Source organism: Paenibacillus sp. JT22N7, from assembly GCF_059383875.1.
Genome location: NZ_JBXENY010000010.1, coordinates 179,957 through 198,756, shown reverse-complemented (window position 1 = coordinate 198,756; position 18,800 = coordinate 179,957). Strand labels below are relative to the sequence as shown.

Genomic DNA, 18,800 nt, shown 5'->3' with positions numbered 1-18,800 from the left:
GGTTAATAAAAACATTAATCTTATGAGGTGAGCTGAACATGTCCAAACAAGCAAAGCTGATCGTTGATAAGGATTTTGTAGTAGGTGAAGTCGATAAAAGAATTTATGGCTCGTTTATCGAGCATTTGGGCCGGGCAGTATATGGCGGTATTTATGAAAAGGACCATCCGCAGGCGGATGAACAGGGCTTTCGCTCCGATGTGCTGGAGCTTGTAAAAGGGCTGGATGTGCCGATTGTGCGTTATCCCGGCGGCAACTTCGTCTCAGGCTACAACTGGGAGGATGGCGTAGGCCCGCTTGATCAGCGTCCGCGGCGTTTGGAGCTTGCTTGGCGCACCATTGAGCCGAACTGGATCGGCTTTAATGAATTTATGGACTGGTGCCGCAAAGCGAATACGGACGCGATGATGGCGGTCAATTTGGGGACGAGAGGCCCTGATGAGGCGCGCAACCTGCTCGAATATTCCAATCACCCGTCAGGCACGTATTGGAGCGATTTGCGCGTGCAGCACGGCTACAAGGAGCCGCACAACGTCAAAACCTGGTGCCTCGGCAATGAAATGGACGGCCCTTGGCAGATCGGCGCTAAAACGGCAGTCGAGTATGGACGTATCGCCAGCGAGACTGCAAAGGTTATGCGCTGGGTTGATCCAACGATCGAGCTTGTCGCTTGCGGCAGCTCAGCAATCGGCATGCCGACCTTCCCAGATTGGGAAGCAACGGTACTTGATTTAGCTTATAATGACGTGGATTATATTTCACTGCATCAGTATTACGGCAACCGCGAGAAGGATACGGCGAATTTCCTGGCGCAATCCGTTGGAATGGACTCTTTCATTAATACGGTCATTTCGACAGCCGACTTCGTACAGGCGAAGAAACGCAGCAAGAAAAAGATCAACCTTTCCTTCGATGAGTGGAACGTGTGGTTCCATTCCAATGAATCGGACAAAAAGCTTGATCCTTGGCAAATTGCCCCTCCACAGCTGGAAGATATTTATACGCAGGAGGATGCGCTGGTCGTCGGCTGTATGCTGATCAGCCTGCTCAAGCGTGCCGATCGAGTGAAGATGGCTTGTATCGCGCAGCTCGTCAATGTCATCGCTCCTATTATGACGACGAACGGCGGAGACGCATGGAAGCAGACGATTTATTATCCGTATATGCACGCAAGCCTGTTTGGCAGAGGCGAGGTGCTAGTGCCGCTCATGAGCTCGCCTAAGCATGACACTAAAGATTTTACAGATGTGCCTTATATTGAAGCTGTAGCGGTGCATAATGAAGAGAAGCAAGAGGTTACAGTATTTGCGGTGAATCGTCATCTGGAAGAAAGCATTTCGTTCGATATCGACCTGCGCAGCTTCGGTCAAGGACGCATTTTGGAGCATATTGTTTTGGAAAATGAGGATTTGTCTGCTTCCAATACAGCAGATGCGCCTAACCGCGTAACGCCGCACACGAATGGCAGCGCGACATTAACGGATAAAGGCCAAATCCAAGCTGTACTGAACAAAGCGTCATGGAATGTTATTCGAATTAAACTGTAAAGGCTAATGGGGAACAATCGCAAGCTTAGCTCGGGTGAGACGGGCTAATCAGGCGGTTGTTCCCTCTCGTTTCATTTTATGCGATGATAAGAGGAAGGAGGGGGAACACAATGATTAAAGCCAATACAGATATAGCTTGGCTGCCGCTCTATGAGGCGCTGTCGAGCCATGTGCGGCTTCATATTATAGATTTGCTGGCAGTAAGCCCGATGAATGTCAAAGAGCTTGCAGAGGCGCTGGGGCTCAGCAGCGCGATTGTAACAATGCATATCCGCAAGCTGGAGAAGGCGCATCTCATTGAGACGAAGATGGTGCGCAAGCAGGGAGGCACACATAAAATATGTACGCTCGCTGAGCAGCATATAGAAATCGAGCTGCCCCACCATACACGCGAAGTGAAAAAAATGCATGAAAGCACGGTGCCGATTGGACATTACACCGAATATGAAGTGCATCCGACCTGCGGCATCGCGACGGTGGAGAAGGCCATTGGCCAATTCGATGACCCGCGCTTTTTTCTAGAGCCGGAGCGGATGAATGCGGGCATTTTATGGTTTGGCCGAGGATACGTCGAATATAAAATCCCTAATTATTTGCTGCCGGGGCAGCGCCCGAGCGCATTCGAGCTTGTGCTGGAGCTGGGCTCCGAGGCTCCAGGCTATAATCCGAACTGGCTGTCTGATATCAGCTTCAGCCTGAATGGAACGACCATTGGCAAGTGGACAAGCCCTGGTGATTACGGGGGTACCCGCGGCAAGTTTTCTCCTTCCTGGTGGCATAGCAACCTGAATCAATATGGCTTGCTCAAAGTCATTCGCGTGCAGGAGGATGGCACCTTTGTAGATGGGCAGCAGGTAAGCGACACTAGCGTGCAGCAGATTACACTGGATCGCAATCACTGGACGCTGCGTATCGCGGTAGATAAGGATGCTGCGCATGTAGGCGGCCTTACCCTGTATGGCAAAGGCTTTGGCAATTACAATCAGGATATGATGTTTCGGGTTTATTACGAGGAATAAGCAAATGAATAAAAGCCGTATCGCAGTCAGGTTGGGGGAAACGCTGACGATTGCGATACGGCTTTTATTATTAGAGGCGTTTGTGTGAGTTAGAACAAACTTGTGCTAAAGCACGCGACGTGCAGTTGCGTAATTTTTGCTCCACCAGCTGGAGCTTAAACTCGTAACGGTCACTCCAGGAGCGCCGTATGTATGAATGATCTGATTATTGCCGATATAAATGCCGACGTGATGAATAGGGGAATAGAAGAAAACGAGATCGCCAACCTTCAAATTGCTTCGAGATACGAACGAACCGACTTTCGATTGATCCTTCGAGCTTCTAGGCAAAGAAACGCCAACCTTAGCAAAAACATATTTGGTGAAGGAAGAGCAGTCAAAAACGCGAGTCGAACTAGTGGGAGCGCTGAATTGATAAGGAGTTCCCATAAAGCCTTTTGCCACTGACACGATTTTGGATTGGGTGGAAGCGGATGCCGCATAAGCTGCCGGTGCTTGTGTAAAAGGAACAGCAGATAAAGTAAGTGATGCGGCAAGTGCAAGGGATGCAGCCATTTTGCCAAAACGAAGTTTTTTCATGATGTGAATGCCTCTCTTCTCTGGGTTGATAGCTTGTCTATTCATATGTTTATAGCTATACAATACCACAATTAAAATTGAGAGTAATTTCCTCTGAGACCATAAAACTAGATTTAATGGTGTTTTGATACCAATTGTTAAAAATAGATGAGAAACTTCTCATTCAATTCCAGGCTAAAATGAGAAGGGAAATGAATGATTACGCATTCATTAGTTATTTTTTGTAAGTAAAAAATAACCCCCAGGACCTTTAAGGTCATGGGGGTTATGCGTGTTTTCCTTTATTCGTTCACCAGTTCTGCTTATTAACCTTCAAGCAGAAGCGTTTCTGGGTCTTCAAGCATGGCTTTCACTTTAACGAGGAAGCGTACCGCTTCAGCGCCGTCTACGATGCGGTGATCGTAGGAAAGGGCGATGTACATCATTGGACGGTTCTCAGAGCGCTCAGCGTCGATCGCAACTGGACGAAGCTGAATTTTGTGCATGCCCAGAATACCAACTTGCGGTGCATTAATGATTGGCGTGGACAGCAGCGAGCCGAACGTGCCACCATTCGTAATTGTGAATGTACCGCCTTGCAGATCAGACAATCCGAGCGAGTTCGTACGGGCTTTGCCAGCAAGGTCAACGATCGAGCGTTCGATCTCAGCGAAGCTCAGGCGGTCTGCATCACGGACAACCGGAACAACAAGACCTTCCTTAGCTGATACGGCAATACCGATATCGTAGAACTGCTTCACAATAATATCTTCGCCTTCAATTTCAGCGTTTAGCAGCGGGAATTCTTTCAGTGCGCCAACGACAGCTTTCGTGAAGAAGGACATAAAACCAAGACCAACCTCATGCTTGTCCAAGAACGATTGTTTCCGGCGTTTACGGATGTCCATAATTGCGGTCATATCCACTTCATTGAACGTTGTCAGCATAGCTGCTGTTCTTTGAGCTTCAACCAGGCGATTCGCAATCGTTGCCCGGCGACGCGACATTTTTTTGCGCTCGTAAGGCTTAGCCGATTGGAATTTAGGTGCAGCTGGCGCTTTAGCAGCAGGAGCAGCCGGTGCTTGCGGCGCTGCCGGCTGAGTGCCGTGCGAGCGAACATCATCGGAGCTAACGCGGCTAAGCGGATCGCGGGATTGAACCTGCGTCAGGTCGATTCCTTTTTCTCTTGCAAGCTTTCTTGCAGCAGGGGAAGCGGCAACTTGACCGCCTTTGCTGTCTGCTTCTGCTACAGGAGGCGCAATAGGTGCCGCTTGCGCTGGAGCAGGTGCTTCAACAGCAGGAGCTGCTTTCGCTGGCTCAGCAGCAGGGGCGGACGGAGCCGCTCCGCCTGCTGCAATGGAGCCAATAGCTTCGCCGATTTGAACGGTATCGCCTTCGCTGCGTGTAATCTCTTGAATCGTGCCATCCTGCTCGGCGCTGATCTCGATGTTGACTTTATCTGTCTCAAGCTCCAGCAGCACATCGCCTTGCTTAACCGAATCTCCTACCTTAACAATCCACTTGGAAATCGTGCCTTCCGTAATCGATTCTCCCATTGCTGGTACTATAATTTGTTGCACAGTGGCTACCTCCCTGAGTTGTATGTCAATGACGGACTATGTTTCAATGTTTGCAAAATAATATGCTGCTGCTCAAAAGCGTGTACTTGCTGGAAGCCGCTCGCTGTGCTGGAACGCTCTGGGCGTCCAATGTAGCTTACGCTTGTACCTTCTGGCGCAATCGCACGGATGCGCGGATCGGCATAATGCCACGAGCCCATGTTTTTCGGCTCTTCTTGAACCCACACAATTTCCTTCAGTTGAGGGAAGCGGGCGATAATTTCAGTAATTTCCTTCTCAGGGAAAGGATACAGCTGCTCGACACGAATAATGTGCAGCCAATCCAGGTCTTTCCCTTGCTCCTTCTCGATTGCATCTTCCAGATCGATTGCAATCTTGCCTGTGCACAAAATCAGGCGCTCTACGCGCTCCGGCTTGCTGCCGAGGCTCGGCTGCTCAACGACCAGCTTGAACGAGCCATTGCTAAGCTCGGAAGCGCTGGAAGCGACGCGCGGGTTACGAATCAAGCTCTTAGGAGCCATAATAATCAACGGACGTGCAGCTTCGCTTTCCGTAATGGAAGCTTGGCGGCGCAAAATATGATAATACTGCGCAGCGCTCGTCAAGTTGGCAACCGTCCAGTTTTCTTCGCCTGACAGCTGCAGGAAACGCTCCAGACGCGCACTGGAATGCTCAGGTCCTTGACCTTCATAGCCATGCGGCAGCAGCATAACGATGCTGGATTTTTGCGACCATTTCGAACGGCCTGCGGAAATGAACTGGTCAATAAGCACTTGCGCGACGTTGGTGAAATCGCCATATTGCGCTTCCCAAATAACCATCGTTTCCGGCGCGTGTACGTTATAGCCATATTCAAAGCCTAGAACAGCAGCTTCGGAAAGCGGGCTGTTATGGATGGCGAACGATGCTTTCGCCTGCGGCATTTGGTGCAGCGGGCAGAACGTTTCGCCTGTTTCAGCATCATGCAGCACGAGATTGCGGTGAGCAAATGTAGCGCGCTCGACATCTTGGCCGCTAAGTCTGATCGGCTTGCCGTCAGCGAGAATCGTAGCAAAGGCAAGCGTCTCCGCATGGCCCCAATCAAGCTTCTCGCCTTCGTTCAATGCATTTGTGCGGCGCTCCAAAATCTTCTGCAGCTTCGGATATACAGTGAAGCTTTCAGGGAAACGAAGCAGCTCGGTATTAATCGATTGCAAGGTTTCAATGGATACAGGGGAAACGGAAGTCGTGTTATCCTTTTCTCCTTGCAGTCCTTGTGTCTGATGAACAGGCTCTTGGCCATCACGTGCCTTCACTTCGTCATAAGCAGATTTCAGGCGGTCTACTACGCCTTGCTTAAGCTCCGCTACTTCAGCTTCTGTAATAGCGCCAGCTGCAATCAGTCTATCAGAGTAGATTTTGCTTACCGTTGCGTGAGCCCGTACTTTCTTATAGATAAGAGGTTGAGTCGTTTCCGGATCATCCGTCTCATTGTGTCCATATTTACGGTAGCCAATCAGATCAACTAGGAAATCCTTCTTGAAAAGAGTACGGTATTCGCTGGCCATCCGCGCTGCAAAAATACAAGCTTCAGGATCATCAGCATTAACGTGCACGATTGGAATTTCATAGCCTTTAGCCACATCGCTTGCGTATTGCGTCGAACGGGAATCATGGCTCTCTGTAGTAAAGCCAATGCGGTTGTTGACGATCACATGAAGCGTACCGCCGCTGGTATAGCCTCTCAGCTGAGCGATATTCAATGTTTCCGCTACGATGCCTTCGCCAGGGAATGCCGCATCACCATGCATAACAATAGAAGCAGCTGCGTCCAGGTTCGTTACCGGATAACCAGGCTTGCTGCGATCATCCTGTGCTGCACGAGCAAAGCCGCCGACAACCGGGTTGACGAATTCAAGATGGCTCGGGTTGTTCGCAAGCGTAATGCGAGTTTCAACCGTTTCGCCAGTCTTGAACGAACGATTGGCGCCCAAGTGGTACTTCACATCGCCAGTCCAGCCGTAGTTGATGCCGATCGAGCCTTCGGACGGAATAAGCTTCTTGTTCGGCGAGTTGTAGAACTCGGAGAAGATTTTGGTATAAGGCTTGCCCAGTACATGCGCCAAAATATTAAGGCGCCCACGGTGTGCCATGCCCATCGCAATTTGGCTCACACCGTCATTTGACAGCTCGTGAACCAATTCATCGACTATGGCTACAAGCACGTCGTTGCCTTCAACGGAAAACCGTTTTTGACCAACGAAGGTGCGCTGCAGAAAATCTTCAAATTGCTCTGCTTCAAATAGCTTGACGAGCAGCTTCTTGCGTTCTTCCTTGTTGAGTGCAGCAGAAGGCAGCTCGCGCTCAACGCGCTTCTTGAGCCAAGCACGCTCCGCTTCATCATGCACATGGCTGAATTCGAAAGCAAGCGTACCTGTGTAAGCTTTAAGCAGCTTCTGGATGGCTTCCCATGCATTAGCAACATCGGAAGGGGCATTCGTCCATACGAGCTCAGCAGGCAGAGCCAGCAGATCCGTCTGAGTGATGCCATACGTTTCCGGGCTTAGCATCTTCGTATTTGATTTAGGCCCGATATCGAGCGGATCAATATCAGCCGCCAAATGACCGAAAGCGCGAATGTTCCATACAAGCTTGCCGGCAGCGACCAAATTTTGAAGCGTTTTCGCATCGATTGAAGCAGCGCCCACCGTTTGAGGTGCAGCGGCAGTTTGACCTGCATAAGCAGGCGGCTCGCCAAAGCGAGCAAATAAATCGCGGTATTCAGATGTTACGGTTTCAGGGTTTTGTTTAAATAGCTCATATTGTTCTTGGATGTACCCATAGTTGGGGCCATAATAGCCTTCCCACGGGTTTGGGTTAGTTTCATTGCCAATCGACATTTTCGACAGATACCTCCGTCTTTGAATTTTGTAAGTTTATGGACGGAATCAGAACTAGCATATGACTTCATTATAGTACAGAACGACATGGAAACTTAAATAACGATTATGTATCATAACTATCTTGAAAATAGATCAATCGGTGAGCCGCTAGTCCATCTTCTCAGTCTCTCCCATTTATCGGTTATTCAAAACCGATTGTTAAGGGCTTTGAGCAAAAAATGTATGCCCTTTCAATTTATACGAAGCAGCCTGCCTAAAGTTTCAATTGTCCATTCTTAGGGGCAGCGGTAAATTTCTCTTTTGCCGGTTATCCCCTTAGCTCAGAAAAGGGTGGAACGATGTGGATTTTTATTAACGTATCACTATATCATCAGCGCTTTATTTCAGATGGAGATGGCGTTTAGGCGTTTTGGATGGTTTGCGCTGCTTGTGCTGCAAGCGGCGAGCTGTTTCTGAGCTAAGGGGATAATGGCTCAAAGCGAAAGGAAGAGGTTGCAACCTTTTTGAAACAGGCATCGTTTATAGGAATAGAACGCGTTCAACAACTAAAGGAGATTGATTCTAATGAAGAAACGTATCGCAACAGCATCTATTTCTGCTGCCGTAGCTCTATCGGTAGCGCTGACAGGTCAGGCTTTCGCAGCAAGTTCATTTACGGATATCGCAACCTCCCCGCAAAAGGCGCAAATTGAGACGCTTCAAGGGCTCGGAATTGTAAATGGCGTATCGCAATCGCTGTTCCAGCCGGAAGAAAACTTAACAAATGCACAAGGTATTTCGCTTATTGTAAAGACGACGCAAATTAGCCTTGCCGCCATTTCATTTAATAAAGCTCCAGAAGCAGAAGGCATTTTTAGCAATGTGAAAAATAATGCCTGGTACGCGGACAGCTTCATCATCGCGCACTACAACGAACTCGACATTCCAGCTGATATTGACCCGAATGCCCCAATGACACGCGAGCAGTTCACGCATTACCTCGTGCAGGCGCTGGAAAAGACCGGACAATACCCGCTGATCAAAATGTATGTCGTCATTTCGGACGAGAGCGACATTACGACTGAATATCAAGGCACCATTCAGCGCGCTTTGCTATACAAGCTTACTGCATTGGATGATAAAGGCGAATTCCATCCACAGCAAATTTTAAACCGTGCTGAATCCACAGCGATGCTGTACAATGCGCATCAATTTATTAAGGAACATAACGAGCAGCTTGAAGGAGAGACTGGTGACCAATCTCTAGAAGAGCAAGGGGTAAAGCCAGCACAGTAATAAACGTTTAAATGCAGCATAGAAACCTCCAACCCTACTGTAAGTAGCGGGTTCGGAGGTTTTTTTTCGTTTATGCCATGAAAACGCTATTTTATTGACGGATTTTTTGGTTCAGGCCTAAACGCGTGCTTGTTTGCATATACAGGAAGATGCTAGACTAAAGTTGTAGGGAATTTATCTGAATAACTCCGGCTTTTCAAACATAAAAAATCAAAAGCAGCTTGCGTGAAATCACGATGCATCTATAGATAAAAGCAGGACGATCTTGAACCTGGAGGTGTACATTCATGAGCCTGATTCAAAAAGCAATTGATTATGCAGCGGTGCTGCATGGGAATCAGCTTCGCAAAGGGTCAAATATTCCTTATATTTCACATCCGTTCGGTGTGGGTATGATATTAATGGAGGCGGGTTGCCAAGCGGAGTGGGTGGCTGCGGGCATTTTGCATGATACGCTCGAAGATACGGAGGCGACGGAGGAAGCGCTGCTGGAGCTTTTTGGCCCGGAAGTGACGCGAATTGTCGTCGGCTGTACGGAGCCCGACAAATCCTTGTCTTGGGAAGAGCGCAAGCAATATAAACTGGATTATTTGAAAAAGGCGCCGCTAGACATCAAGACGGTAGCCTGCGCGGATAAGCTGCATAATATGGGCTCGACGCTTGCCGCTTATGAGCGGGAGGGCGAGAAGGTATGGGAACGCTTCAACCGCGGCAGGGAGCAGCAGGAATGGTATTACAAGGCGGTGGCGGACAGCCTTGGCCATGAAGGCAGCTTTCCGCTGCTGGACGTTTTAAATCAAAAAATTGAGGCGATGTTTGGTCAAAGGGAAAGCGGGGACAGGGCATAATGACATTGATTAACCAACTGGTGAGCGGAGACGATTTTACCGGATTTTATTTGCTTAGAGAGCTGGAAGTGAAGCAGACGAACGGGGCAACGCCGAAAGATTATTTTGACATCGTATTATGCGATGCCAGCGGCCAGCTTTCCGCTAAATATTGGGACGTATCGAGTGCGGATAAGGAAACCTTTTTCCCAATGGGATTGGTAAAAATCCAAGGCAACGCTCATACATACCGGGAGAAGCTGCAAATAAAAATTTCGCGCATGCGCAAGGTTACGGAAGAGGACGGGGTAGCGCTGACGGATTTCATCCGCTCGGCGCCGGTTCGTCCAGTCGATCTCGTGCATACGATTAAACAGGTAACGGAGAGCATTGCTGATCAGGAAATTAGAACCATCGTCACGTATTGCGTTGATAAGGTCGAGGACAGACTGATGCATTATCCGGCTGCGAAAACGCATCATCACGCTTATTTTGCCGGTCTTGCTTATCATATTGTACGGATGCTGGAAATAGGCGCTTTTATTTGCAAGCAGCGTCCATTCTTGAATGCCGATTTAATAAAGGCAGGCATTGTCCTGCATGATATTGCCAAGCCGGAGGAGATGGTTGCCCAGCTAGGGATCGTATCCGAATACAGCCTGTCTGGCAAGCTGATGGGGCATATTTCGCTCGCATCCAACTGGATTACGGAAGCGGCGATTCGCTGCGACATTGATCTGGAGTCGGAAAAGGTGCTCGGTCTGCAGCATTTGGTGCTCTCCCATCACAATTTGGGTGAATGGGGCAGTCCGGTGCAGCCTCAGACAGCAGAAGCGGTTGCGCTGCATCATATTGATGCCATGGATGCCAAGCTGCAAATGGTCGAGGATGCGCTGGACACGACGCCGGACACGGAACCGTGGACACCCTTTATTCGCGGGCTCGAAAATAAGCCTATTTATCGGATGAAGCTGTAACTCTGCTTAGAATAACAGGGAACAAACATATCTATAAAAATTTGAGGTGACAATAACGGGTACGCAGGCTCATGCTTGTCAGGCCCGTTCAATACCAATGGCAGAAATCATACAAACGCCGATTAAGCAGTGCGCGTACTGTAACGAAGACAAGCCGCTTGGCGATTTTTTGCGCCGTACCGGCCGGCGCTCGGGCCCTGACTCGCGGCGCGGCGCCTGCCGCTCCTGCAGGAAAGAACGGGCGAGCTCGCAGGCCGCGCCAGCAGCTGTTGTGGAGGCGCCAGTTGTACAAGCAGGCGCCGCGGATGAGTCTAGGCTGGAAGCGGCGGCTGCTGGCGTCCAGAAGAAGTCCCGCCGGAAGCGCGGCGGGAGAAGAAGGCGGGCGAAGGCCGCAGCGGCAGTAGCCGCCGCAGCTGAGCAAGCGGCGAAGGAAACGGGCGGCAGGGAAGCGGCGAAAGCCAGCGCAGCTGCCCCGAGAGCAGCCGCCCAGCCGCCAGGAACGGATTCAGCAGTGGCGGCAGTGGTGCAGGAAGCCGGCGCAGTTAGCAGGCCAGGCGTCGTTCGCAAGCCGGAGAAGAAGGCGCCGCGGGCGAAGACGGCTGCCCGCTCGCCGAAGCAGCGTCCTTTGCCGAAGCCGTCTAATCATTCGCCGACGGACCCTGCCTATTTGCGTCCTTCCGGGCAAGGCACGGTATGGATGAGAGGCAAAACCGACAAGGGCAGGCAGTGGTATCAGGAAATTGAACTAGAGCTGGCCGTTATACTCGTTAACGAGCATGCCGCCGTTGTCGTGAATCGCCGGACGATTCGCAGGCTATTCAGCAATAAAGATTTTCGTAAATATATTTTAACGCGGGATAATTATACTTGCTTTTTCTGCAAGCAGTATGGCGATACGATCGACCATATGCTTCCGCGCGCCAAGGGCGGCCATACGACGCCGGACAATTGTGTTTGCGCTTGCCATATGTGCAACCAGTCGAAGGCAGACAAAAACCTGGAGGATTTTATGCGGGAAGTATAGTCCCATTAACAAAAAGCGCCAACATACGAGCGGGCAGCCATGCTGCACGGTATGTTGGCGCTTATTTGTGTAGGAAAAAGTTAGACGTGGAACAGCTTCTACAAGTTCAGTGCGTTGACAAGCTGGATCGAGGCATTGTAGTAGCCTTCGTTCCAGCCATAGTTATACATGCTGTCCTCGTAGCTCATGATGCCAATTATAAAAAGTAAAAACACCAGCAAGCTGAGGAATAGGCTAATAGCTCCGCAAATGAGGCCGGCTATCGCCATGCCGCGTCCTTGCTCTCGCGTTTTTGGAATTTGGTTAAGCGAAACGATGCCCATTACGACAGCGACAATGCCTAATAGTATACCGATGAACGGGATGAAGGATGTAATGCCGCACACGAGCGCGGCAATTGCAGCACCGTTCGTCTTCTGCACTGGTGGCTGGAATGGCGCATGGTTTTGATAATTATGCCCATTGTTATAGTCGTTCAAGGATGGTTCCTCCTAAGCTTGGAAATATGATGAAATCAGGGTTTCCATTATTATACGTCTCTTTTTACCCGAAGGCTATACATTACTTGGTAAAGAGAGGGACATCTAATCCGTTTTTTGAACCAATCGAACGATTTGGAGTGCTTACTGATCTGGCGACGCTCCATATCTTGCGAGCGCAAGGGACGATGCCTCACGCATGCGGCGCTGCAAATAATCGCCTTCGGTCACTTTAATTCGCTTGCCGAGGAAGCGGATTTTTGACAAAACATATTCTGCTTCATTACTTGGAAACGTCAGCTTAATCGTATAACGGTTGAGCTGGTCATCGTAGGACACAACCTTCTCAAAGCAGGAAAAAGCGTACAAAATTCGCGACAGCTCCGCATTATACGTTTCCATAACCTGAATGACTGCACTCGTGCTGCGCTTAGTGAGCAGCGCCTCAATAGAGGCGGAAAGCTGTACATAACGCTCAGGCTCGCAAGGCATATCTTGAATGGCGAGAATCGTTTGCAGCTTCGTGCTCATTAATGTCCTGTGGCGCTGGTGATACCAGAGCAAATACCATTCTTTTTTCACCATGGAATATTCCAGCTTATAGGGCACGCCGGCTTGTTGTTCGTGCTGTCTGCCGTTTTTGATCATGTAGCTCAGCTTGATTTGGTTGCGATGCATAATTGAGCGTCTAAGCTGGCGCAGCAGCGGGTGGTACACTTGCAGCTCTTTGCTGGCGGCTTTCTGAATGAGCGGACCGGCTGTTTCCATAACGCTGTCCTGCTCAAGCAGGCTTTCAAGCTTCGCGAGTGTTCCGGGCGCAAAAGCCTGCACCGCTTCAGGATGCTGCAGCATCGCCTTGAGCCAGCTTCGTTCATTCCCCGTCACCATAAAGGTGCCGGAGTCTTCAAGGCGGGACATGAGCTGATAGTTGAATATTTTCTCAAACGGATTCATAGTAACCAGCAATCTCCTTCCATTCGTCAATCATCTCATTGCGCAAACGGAGAGGCTCCAGCACCTCGCAGCTTGAACCGAAGCTGCGCAGCCAAGGCCTGATTTCGAACGTGCCGTTCACTTCGATTTCATATATGAAGGAATCTGCGCCAGCCTCCTCGATAATGCGTCCCCACTGGCCTTGCAGCAACACGCGTTCCTTAATGAAGTTGTGCGGTGCCCCTACAGGGTGAAAGAAACGGGCACGCACCGTAACGGTTCTTCCCGTATCAATGAGCCAGCTTTGCGCCGTGCGCGCTTCGAGCTGTGCCAAATGCTGCTCAAATTGCTCCTGCGGCACAGCCTCGCCCTCCTCAATTTGCGTCATGCCCTCCATCCTGTATTTCACAATAACTTTGTCTGAACGAAAGCCGAGCAAATACCAGCGTCCATACTGGTGGTCATATACGACTTTAATCGGAATGGCGACCTCTTCCTTGCCCGTTGTATCGCGCTCGAACAAAGGGTTCGTGTTGCGAGAGGCATAGCTGGTTTCTTTTTTCGGTGAAAAATAAAGAAATTTCACCTTCCGGCGCTGGCGAATGGCGGCCAGCAGGCTGAATAAATGAGCTTCATCCAGCAGGCGGGAGTAAAAGTGATATTTATATAAAAAAGCGTCCAGCGTGGCGTTGTCCTCCTGCGTGCGCTGCAAATGTTTTTTCAAGCTGTCGCGCAGCATGTAGCCCTGCACGGATGGAACATGCGTATTTGCCATGACGTCGGCAAAATCGTATAAATCCAGCAGCTCCTCCTCCGTCAGCTCCTGCACCAGCTCGTTTGCCAGCCGGTAGCGGTACGGACGAGGCCCCGGTTCTTTGCGGATGACGCCGACCTCTTCCAAATATTTCAGATCGCTGCGCACCGTTTTCTCATCCGGTGGCGCCAGCTCAGCGGGCATATTGCCGCAGCAAGCGTCCATCAGCTCCATGGCGGTCATGGCACTGCCGCTTTGCAGCGTCTCCAGCAGCAGGGAAATACGCTTGCTCTCGGTTTCCTTCAGCGACTTGGCGCGGAATAGAAAGAGCAGCATAGGATCGGCGGAATCAAAATAGCTATAACGAACGGTCTCTGCAAATTCCTTGCCCTGTTCCTCAGGAAGCTGCTGGTAGACGGCGTTTACAATTTCCTTGAGCTTTTTAATCGTTTTATCAAATGTATGAATGGAGATGCCGAGCCGATCTGCGAATTGCTGCCGATTATAGGCTCCGCTTGTTAACACAAGCATGCGCAGAAACTGAATCTCTTTATCGAAGCTTTCTTTAGCCAACGGTGGTCCCCTGCCTTCCAGCTTACTCTCGCTTTCTATTGTTTTATTCTATGAAGGATTAGTAGCGTTGTCAAAAAAGACCATAGGCGTGAAAAAAGTTATATTTTTCCTGGTCGTAATACTTTCGCCATGTTCGAGGGGGGATTTTTAAGGCAAAATCAGATCCATAAGAGCGGCTACGGAGCGTCAGTGACGCAGGGCAGAATGAAGGAGGAACAGCAATGGCCAACACAATGAATGACATGACAAAACAAGTACTGCAGAAGACGATTCAGCTTAAAGGAACCAATCACCGCGAGCTCAGCCTTCCAAACGGAAAGCTGCATGTATACGCAAATGATGAAGTGTTTGCATCACTTGAGCCTAATGTATATCAAATGTCTGACAACAATTTGCGCATTCCGCGCAATCAATATATGGGTTATACGCCGGATGCGCATATTGGAGTAGGAACGTGCATTGGAACGACGGCCGTCTGGAATATGAAGGATGGCTTTATCTCGCCGTCGATTGTGGGATCGGATATCGGCTGCGGCATGAGGGTGCATACAACGCCGCTGCATAAGCGCGATATTCAGGATAAAGAGGTGCGCCGCGCACTAATTAGAGCGATTGAACAATACGTGCCAACCCACGAGCGGACGAATACAAATTACGCGGATATCGATATTATGAGCGTTGTGCAGCACGGGCTAAAAGGGCTTCCGGCCCAGTATGTGCCTAATGAGCAATGGCTGACGCATGTCGAGCAAGCGGCATTCGCCTTCGACCATGCTGCGCTGGAGCATTTGCCGCCCCGTATTATGCGTAATGCCCATGGGCAGTTGGGATCGCTCGGCAACGGCAACCATTTTATTGAAATTCAATATTTGGACATCAACGACGAATACGGCGAATTGGCGGAAAAATGGGGCTTGTTCGACGGCCAGGTCGTCGTCATGATCCATTCCGGCTCGCGCTCCTGGGGCGCTGCCGTTGGCCGTGAATATAACAAGGTCATCAAAGAAGCGATGTACCAGTGGGGAATCAGCAACCCTGATCCAAATCTGGTGTATGCACCGATTGAAAGCCGCGAGGGACAAATGTATTTGAATCTCATGTATTCGGCGCTGAATTTCGCCGTCAGCAATCGCCATATGATTGCGTTTGGCGTCCAGCAAGCGTTCCGGGATGTTTTTGGCCCGGAGATGGAGCTGCCTGTGCTTTATGATCTGATGCATAATTACGCGCTCAAGGAGTTTCACCGCAAGCAGCCGATGCTCGTTCATCGGAAGGGTGCGACGCGTGCGCTGCCGCCGAACCATTTTTTAAATACGCCTGCTTATAAGGAGACGGGGCATCCTGCTCTTATTCCAGGCTCGATGGGAACGGCATCCTATATTATGGTCGGCAAGGATGAAGGGGTGAAAAACTTCTATTCCATCTGCCATGGGGCGGGGCGCGCCAGATCGAGACGGGCGACGAAGGAACTCTTCACCGTCGATCAATTTGAGCAATCGCTGCGTGTCGGGAGCGACGATGAAATTTTGGTCAACCACCGCTCATTGAAGGATATTCTCGATGAATGTCCGCAGGCTTACAAGGACGTGGATCAAATTATCGATAGTGTGGTCGGCGCTTCGCTTGCCGCTGTCGTTGCCAAATGCCAGCCGATGGCTGCCATTAAAGGCACTTAGAGACTGCGACGAAATAAAGTACCGCTAATTTCCTCGCAGCTCCTTAACTTTGCTATTTAAGATAACTTCAATAATAGATTGGGCTGCATAGCTTATGGCTTGCCATGGCATGGATTTCAGTATGATCCAGCAGTACGGGCGTACACTGTGCGCTTGTGTGCTGCAAAGCGCATGAAGCTTGGGCCCCACCAGCTTTAGAATCGGGTTCGAATCCCAACCGTTTTGATACGGAGCATTGGAGCAGCTGTAGCTACGCTATAGCACACATCAACTCCCTTTCAAGGAGCAAAAAAATGAGAGACTCTTGCAGCAGGAATGCTCATGCCGGCCTTTACGGCGGCGCTGCGGCACGGCTATGCAATCGGTGGATACCGAGCAGGGAAAGCGGGTATATTTTGCGGTAAGCAAAGCGAAGGATCGGCCTGTTGAAGTTGAACACGGCCGCTATGCTTCGCAGAGCACCGCGCAAATTGCTGCGCTTGATGATGCTCTTAAGCCTGATTCCGCTTTAACCGCAGGAAGCATTCCTGATTGTAAGAATCACAACGACTCAAATGACAAATCAATCAATCAATCTAACGTTTAACTAACCTGAATGAGGTGGCTTATATGACGACTAAATTTAAAAATCCATTGATTATACAGGATGATGAGCGCGCGCTTCTGTTCCGTAAAGGCGGATATATCAAGCTTTTGCAGCCAGGCAAATACCGGTTGTCCGCATGGCGCGAGGAAACGGCGACTGTACTGAATGTGACGAAGCGTTTTCAAGTTACGGGCAAGGATGCCGATATGTTTCTGCATGATCAGGAGCTGCTCGCCCAGCTTACTATCGTTGAGGTGCAGGATTTTGAATATGTGCTGCATTATGTAGATGGGAAATTTAATTCCTTGTTGACGGCAGGCAAGCATATTTTCTGGAATGTGCTGAAAAAGCATACGTTCGTTCATGCGGATATTCGCCAGCCTGAGATCGGCAAGGACATTAATCTCGCGATTATGTCTAAGCTTAATGGCTACTACCAGTGCGTGGAGGTCGCGAATTATGAGACAGCGGCACTGTTTTATAACAATGTGATGCAGCGGGAGCTGGCGCCGGGCAAATATTATTTCTGGAATGGCCCGACGACGGTGCTCGTCCGCAAGACGGATTTGCGCCAGCAGCAGCTTGATTTGACGGGACAGGAAATGATGACGGAGGACAAGGTGACGCTGCGGCTTAACTTCGTCTGCCAATATAAAATCACCGATCCGATTAAAGTGCTGATGATTAAATCGTTTGAAGATCAGGTGTACATTGTGCTGCAGCTGATTTTGCGGGAATATGTCGGTACGCTGCGCCTCGATGATTTGCTGAAGATGAAGCAGGAAATCGCCGCATTCGTGCTTTCCCGGCTCAATGAGAAGGGCGATGATTACGGCGTCCAGTTTCTGTCGGCAGGCGTGAAGGACATTATTTTGCCAGGCGATATTAAGGATATTATGAACACGGTGCTCATTGCGGAGAAGAAGGCGCAAGCCAATCTCATCACCCGCCGCGAGGAGACGGCTTCTACCCGCAGCCTGCTGAACACAGCGAAGCTGATGGATGAAAATACGACGCTGTACCGCCTTAAAGAGCTTGAGTTTATGGAAAAAATTTGCGAGAAAATCGGCACGATTTCGCTGTCCAGCGGCGGCAACATGCTGGAGCAGCTCAATTCGCTGCTGAGTGCAAAGCAAGAATGATAAGGTGAAGCCCTTTTACTAATCGATAGAAGGGAATAGCGATGTAGATAAATAACGTTCTCCGCTGTCTGGAAGCAAAGCGACGATGGTTTTGCCAGCATTGCTTGGCCGATTGGCAATTTGTGCTGCTGCATATGCAGCGGCGCCGGAGGAGATTCCGGCCAGCAGGCCCTCGGTTCTTGCAAGCAGTCGTGCAGTTGCAAATGCATCTTCTTTTTTAACTTTAAAAATCTCATCGACATATTGGCTGTGGAAATTGTCTGGAATAAATCCGGCTCCAAGTCCCTGAATAGCATGTCTACCCGGATTGCCTCCAGACAATACAGGCGAATCGTAGGGCTCGATCGCAATGATCTGCACAGCGGGCTTGCGTTCCTTCAAGAGCCGTCCTACACCAGATATGGTACCGCCTGTTCCTACACCAGCGATGAAAATATCAACTTCACCGTCCGTATCGCGCCAAATTTCTTCTGCGGTTGTGCTTAGGTGAATTTCCGGATTGGCAGGATTGTTGAACTGTTGGGGGATAAAAGAATTTGGCGTCTCGGCAGCAAGCTGCTCGGCCCGTCTAATGGCGCCCGTCATGCCTTCCGCTTCCGGTGTTAAAATCAGCTCGGCACCAAGCGCAAGCAGCAGCTTTCGCCGTTCAATGCTGAACGTTTCAGGAAGGGTAATGATTAGCTTATAGCCAAGAGCTGCGGCGGCAAACGCTAGCCCGATTCCGGTATTGCCGCTCGTTGGCTCGATAATGACCGAGTTTTTATGAATGAGACCTTTTTCTTCGGCATCTTTAATCATGGCAAAGCCTATACGATCCTTTACGCTTCCAGCTGGATTTAAATACTCCAGTTTTGCGATTACAGTTGCTTGCAAGTTTTGTGAATTTCTAAAATTAACAAGCTCAAGCAGCGGCGTATTTCCAATTAGTTCGGTTAAATTTTTATGAATATTAGCCAATTTTTCTCCTC

Annotated in this window: 16 protein-coding genes; 9 read left to right on the top strand and 7 right to left on the bottom strand. The window is 49.8% G+C overall.

Annotated elements, in window-relative coordinates; all coding sequences use genetic code 11:
* Positions 1-38 precede the first annotated feature (38 nt).
* Positions 39-1,547 (top strand): arabinosylfuranosidase ArfA, encoded by a 1,509-nt coding sequence (gene arfA / locus AC50Y5_RS25135; RefSeq protein ID WP_494864089.1) that lies wholly within the window; start codon positions 39-41, stop codon positions 1,545-1,547.
* 110 nt (positions 1,548-1,657) lie between these two features.
* Complete coding sequence (locus AC50Y5_RS25130; protein WP_494864088.1) at positions 1,658-2,566, top strand: ArsR/SmtB family transcription factor; 909 nt, start codon at positions 1,658-1,660, stop codon at positions 2,564-2,566.
* Between the two features lie 105 nt (positions 2,567-2,671).
* Here AC50Y5_RS25130 and AC50Y5_RS25125 read toward each other — a convergent pair whose 3' ends face one another.
* From AC50Y5_RS25125 to AC50Y5_RS25115, 3 genes are all read right to left on the bottom strand, one after another.
* Entirely contained in the window at positions 2,672-3,145 is a 474-nt protein-coding gene (locus AC50Y5_RS25125) for a C40 family peptidase (RefSeq protein WP_056039652.1), read from the bottom strand.
* Positions 3,146-3,450: 305 nt separating this feature from the next.
* On the bottom strand, positions 3,451-4,704 hold the full coding sequence (gene odhB / locus AC50Y5_RS25120) for a 2-oxoglutarate dehydrogenase complex dihydrolipoyllysine-residue succinyltransferase (protein ID WP_494864087.1): 1,254 nt from the start codon (positions 4,702-4,704) through the stop codon (positions 3,451-3,453).
* Positions 4,705-4,709: 5 nt separating this feature from the next.
* On the bottom strand, positions 4,710-7,583 hold the full coding sequence (locus AC50Y5_RS25115; protein WP_494864086.1) for a 2-oxoglutarate dehydrogenase E1 component: 2,874 nt from the start codon (positions 7,581-7,583) through the stop codon (positions 4,710-4,712).
* Positions 7,584-8,150: 567 nt separating this feature from the next.
* Between AC50Y5_RS25115 and AC50Y5_RS25110 the strand changes: the two genes are divergently transcribed.
* The 4 genes from AC50Y5_RS25110 (at position 8,151) to AC50Y5_RS25095 (ending at position 11,689) form a co-directional block, all read left to right on the top strand.
* Positions 8,151-8,861: an S-layer homology domain-containing protein gene (locus tag AC50Y5_RS25110; protein ID WP_056039660.1), complete on the top strand. Its 711-nt coding sequence runs from the start codon at positions 8,151-8,153 to the stop codon at positions 8,859-8,861.
* 287 nt (positions 8,862-9,148) lie between these two features.
* The gene (locus AC50Y5_RS25105) at positions 9,149-9,709 is read left to right on the top strand and encodes an HD domain-containing protein (RefSeq protein WP_056039663.1); all 561 of its coding nucleotides are present in this window, start codon (positions 9,149-9,151) and stop codon (positions 9,707-9,709) included.
* Entirely contained in the window at positions 9,709-10,665 is a 957-nt protein-coding gene (locus tag AC50Y5_RS25100; RefSeq protein ID WP_056039667.1) for a 3'-5' exoribonuclease YhaM family protein, read from the top strand. Before AC50Y5_RS25105 ends, AC50Y5_RS25100 begins: the two co-directional genes overlap by 1 nt.
* A gap of 97 nt (positions 10,666-10,762) precedes the next feature.
* Complete coding sequence (locus AC50Y5_RS25095) at positions 10,763-11,689, top strand: HNH endonuclease (protein WP_494864085.1); 927 nt, start codon at positions 10,763-10,765, stop codon at positions 11,687-11,689.
* 98 nt (positions 11,690-11,787) lie between these two features.
* Here AC50Y5_RS25095 and AC50Y5_RS25090 read toward each other — a convergent pair whose 3' ends face one another.
* The 3 genes from AC50Y5_RS25090 to AC50Y5_RS25080 all read right to left on the bottom strand — a co-directional run bounded on the left by AC50Y5_RS25090 (position 11,788) and on the right by AC50Y5_RS25080 (position 14,428).
* Positions 11,788-12,168: a DUF4190 domain-containing protein gene (locus AC50Y5_RS25090; RefSeq protein ID WP_494864084.1), complete on the bottom strand. Its 381-nt coding sequence runs from the start codon at positions 12,166-12,168 to the stop codon at positions 11,788-11,790.
* 144 nt (positions 12,169-12,312) lie between these two features.
* Positions 12,313-13,122: a WYL domain-containing protein gene (locus AC50Y5_RS25085; protein WP_056039671.1), complete on the bottom strand. Its 810-nt coding sequence runs from the start codon at positions 13,120-13,122 to the stop codon at positions 12,313-12,315.
* Complete coding sequence (locus tag AC50Y5_RS25080) at positions 13,109-14,428, bottom strand: WYL domain-containing protein (RefSeq protein ID WP_494864083.1); 1,320 nt, start codon at positions 14,426-14,428, stop codon at positions 13,109-13,111. The genes AC50Y5_RS25085 and AC50Y5_RS25080 overlap by 14 nt, the downstream gene beginning before the upstream one ends.
* Positions 14,429-14,649: 221 nt before the next feature.
* On the opposite strand from AC50Y5_RS25080, the gene AC50Y5_RS25075 reads away from it, so the two are divergent.
* The 3 genes from AC50Y5_RS25075 (at position 14,650) to AC50Y5_RS25065 (ending at position 17,832) form a co-directional block, all read left to right on the top strand.
* The gene (locus AC50Y5_RS25075; RefSeq protein ID WP_494864082.1) at positions 14,650-16,104 is read left to right on the top strand and encodes an RtcB family protein; all 1,455 of its coding nucleotides are present in this window, start codon (positions 14,650-14,652) and stop codon (positions 16,102-16,104) included.
* A 355-nt stretch (positions 16,105-16,459) separates the two neighbouring features.
* Positions 16,460-16,690, top strand: coding sequence for a hypothetical protein (locus tag AC50Y5_RS25070; protein ID WP_155973376.1), 231 nt, complete (start codon positions 16,460-16,462; stop codon positions 16,688-16,690).
* Between the two features lie 23 nt (positions 16,691-16,713).
* Positions 16,714-17,832, top strand: coding sequence for a slipin family protein (locus AC50Y5_RS25065; protein WP_056039679.1), 1,119 nt, complete (start codon positions 16,714-16,716; stop codon positions 17,830-17,832).
* A gap of 18 nt (positions 17,833-17,850) precedes the next feature.
* On the opposite strand, the gene cysK is transcribed toward AC50Y5_RS25065, so the two are convergent.
* Positions 17,851-18,789 (bottom strand): cysteine synthase A, encoded by a 939-nt coding sequence (gene cysK / locus AC50Y5_RS25060; RefSeq protein WP_056039682.1) that lies wholly within the window; start codon positions 18,787-18,789, stop codon positions 17,851-17,853.
* Between the last annotated feature and the right edge of the window lie 11 nt (positions 18,790-18,800).

What these genes read in the sequence shown, in the direction of transcription:
- AC50Y5_RS25115 (WP_494864086.1), bottom strand. Translation starts at nt 7,583, where the DNA reads ATGTCGATTGGCAATGAAACTAACCCAAACCCGTGGGAAGGCTATTAT.
- AC50Y5_RS25110 (WP_056039660.1), top strand. Translation starts at nt 8,151, where the DNA reads ATGAAGAAACGTATCGCAACAGCATCTATTTCTGCTGCCGTAGCTCTA.
- AC50Y5_RS25095 (WP_494864085.1), top strand. Translation starts at nt 10,763, where the DNA reads ATGGCAGAAATCATACAAACGCCGATTAAGCAGTGCGCGTACTGTAAC.
- AC50Y5_RS25075 (WP_494864082.1), top strand. Translation starts at nt 14,650, where the DNA reads ATGGCCAACACAATGAATGACATGACAAAACAAGTACTGCAGAAGACG.
- AC50Y5_RS25125 (WP_056039652.1), bottom strand. Translation starts at nt 3,145, where the DNA reads ATGAAAAAACTTCGTTTTGGCAAAATGGCTGCATCCCTTGCACTTGCC.
- arfA (WP_494864089.1), top strand. Translation starts at nt 39, where the DNA reads ATGTCCAAACAAGCAAAGCTGATCGTTGATAAGGATTTTGTAGTAGGT.
- AC50Y5_RS25070 (WP_155973376.1), top strand. Translation starts at nt 16,460, where the DNA reads ATGCAATCGGTGGATACCGAGCAGGGAAAGCGGGTATATTTTGCGGTA.
- AC50Y5_RS25085 (WP_056039671.1), bottom strand. Translation starts at nt 13,122, where the DNA reads ATGAATCCGTTTGAGAAAATATTCAACTATCAGCTCATGTCCCGCCTT.
- AC50Y5_RS25100 (WP_056039667.1), top strand. Translation starts at nt 9,709, where the DNA reads ATGACATTGATTAACCAACTGGTGAGCGGAGACGATTTTACCGGATTT.
- AC50Y5_RS25130 (WP_494864088.1), top strand. Translation starts at nt 1,658, where the DNA reads ATGATTAAAGCCAATACAGATATAGCTTGGCTGCCGCTCTATGAGGCG.
- AC50Y5_RS25105 (WP_056039663.1), top strand. Translation starts at nt 9,149, where the DNA reads ATGAGCCTGATTCAAAAAGCAATTGATTATGCAGCGGTGCTGCATGGG.
- AC50Y5_RS25065 (WP_056039679.1), top strand. Translation starts at nt 16,714, where the DNA reads ATGACGACTAAATTTAAAAATCCATTGATTATACAGGATGATGAGCGC.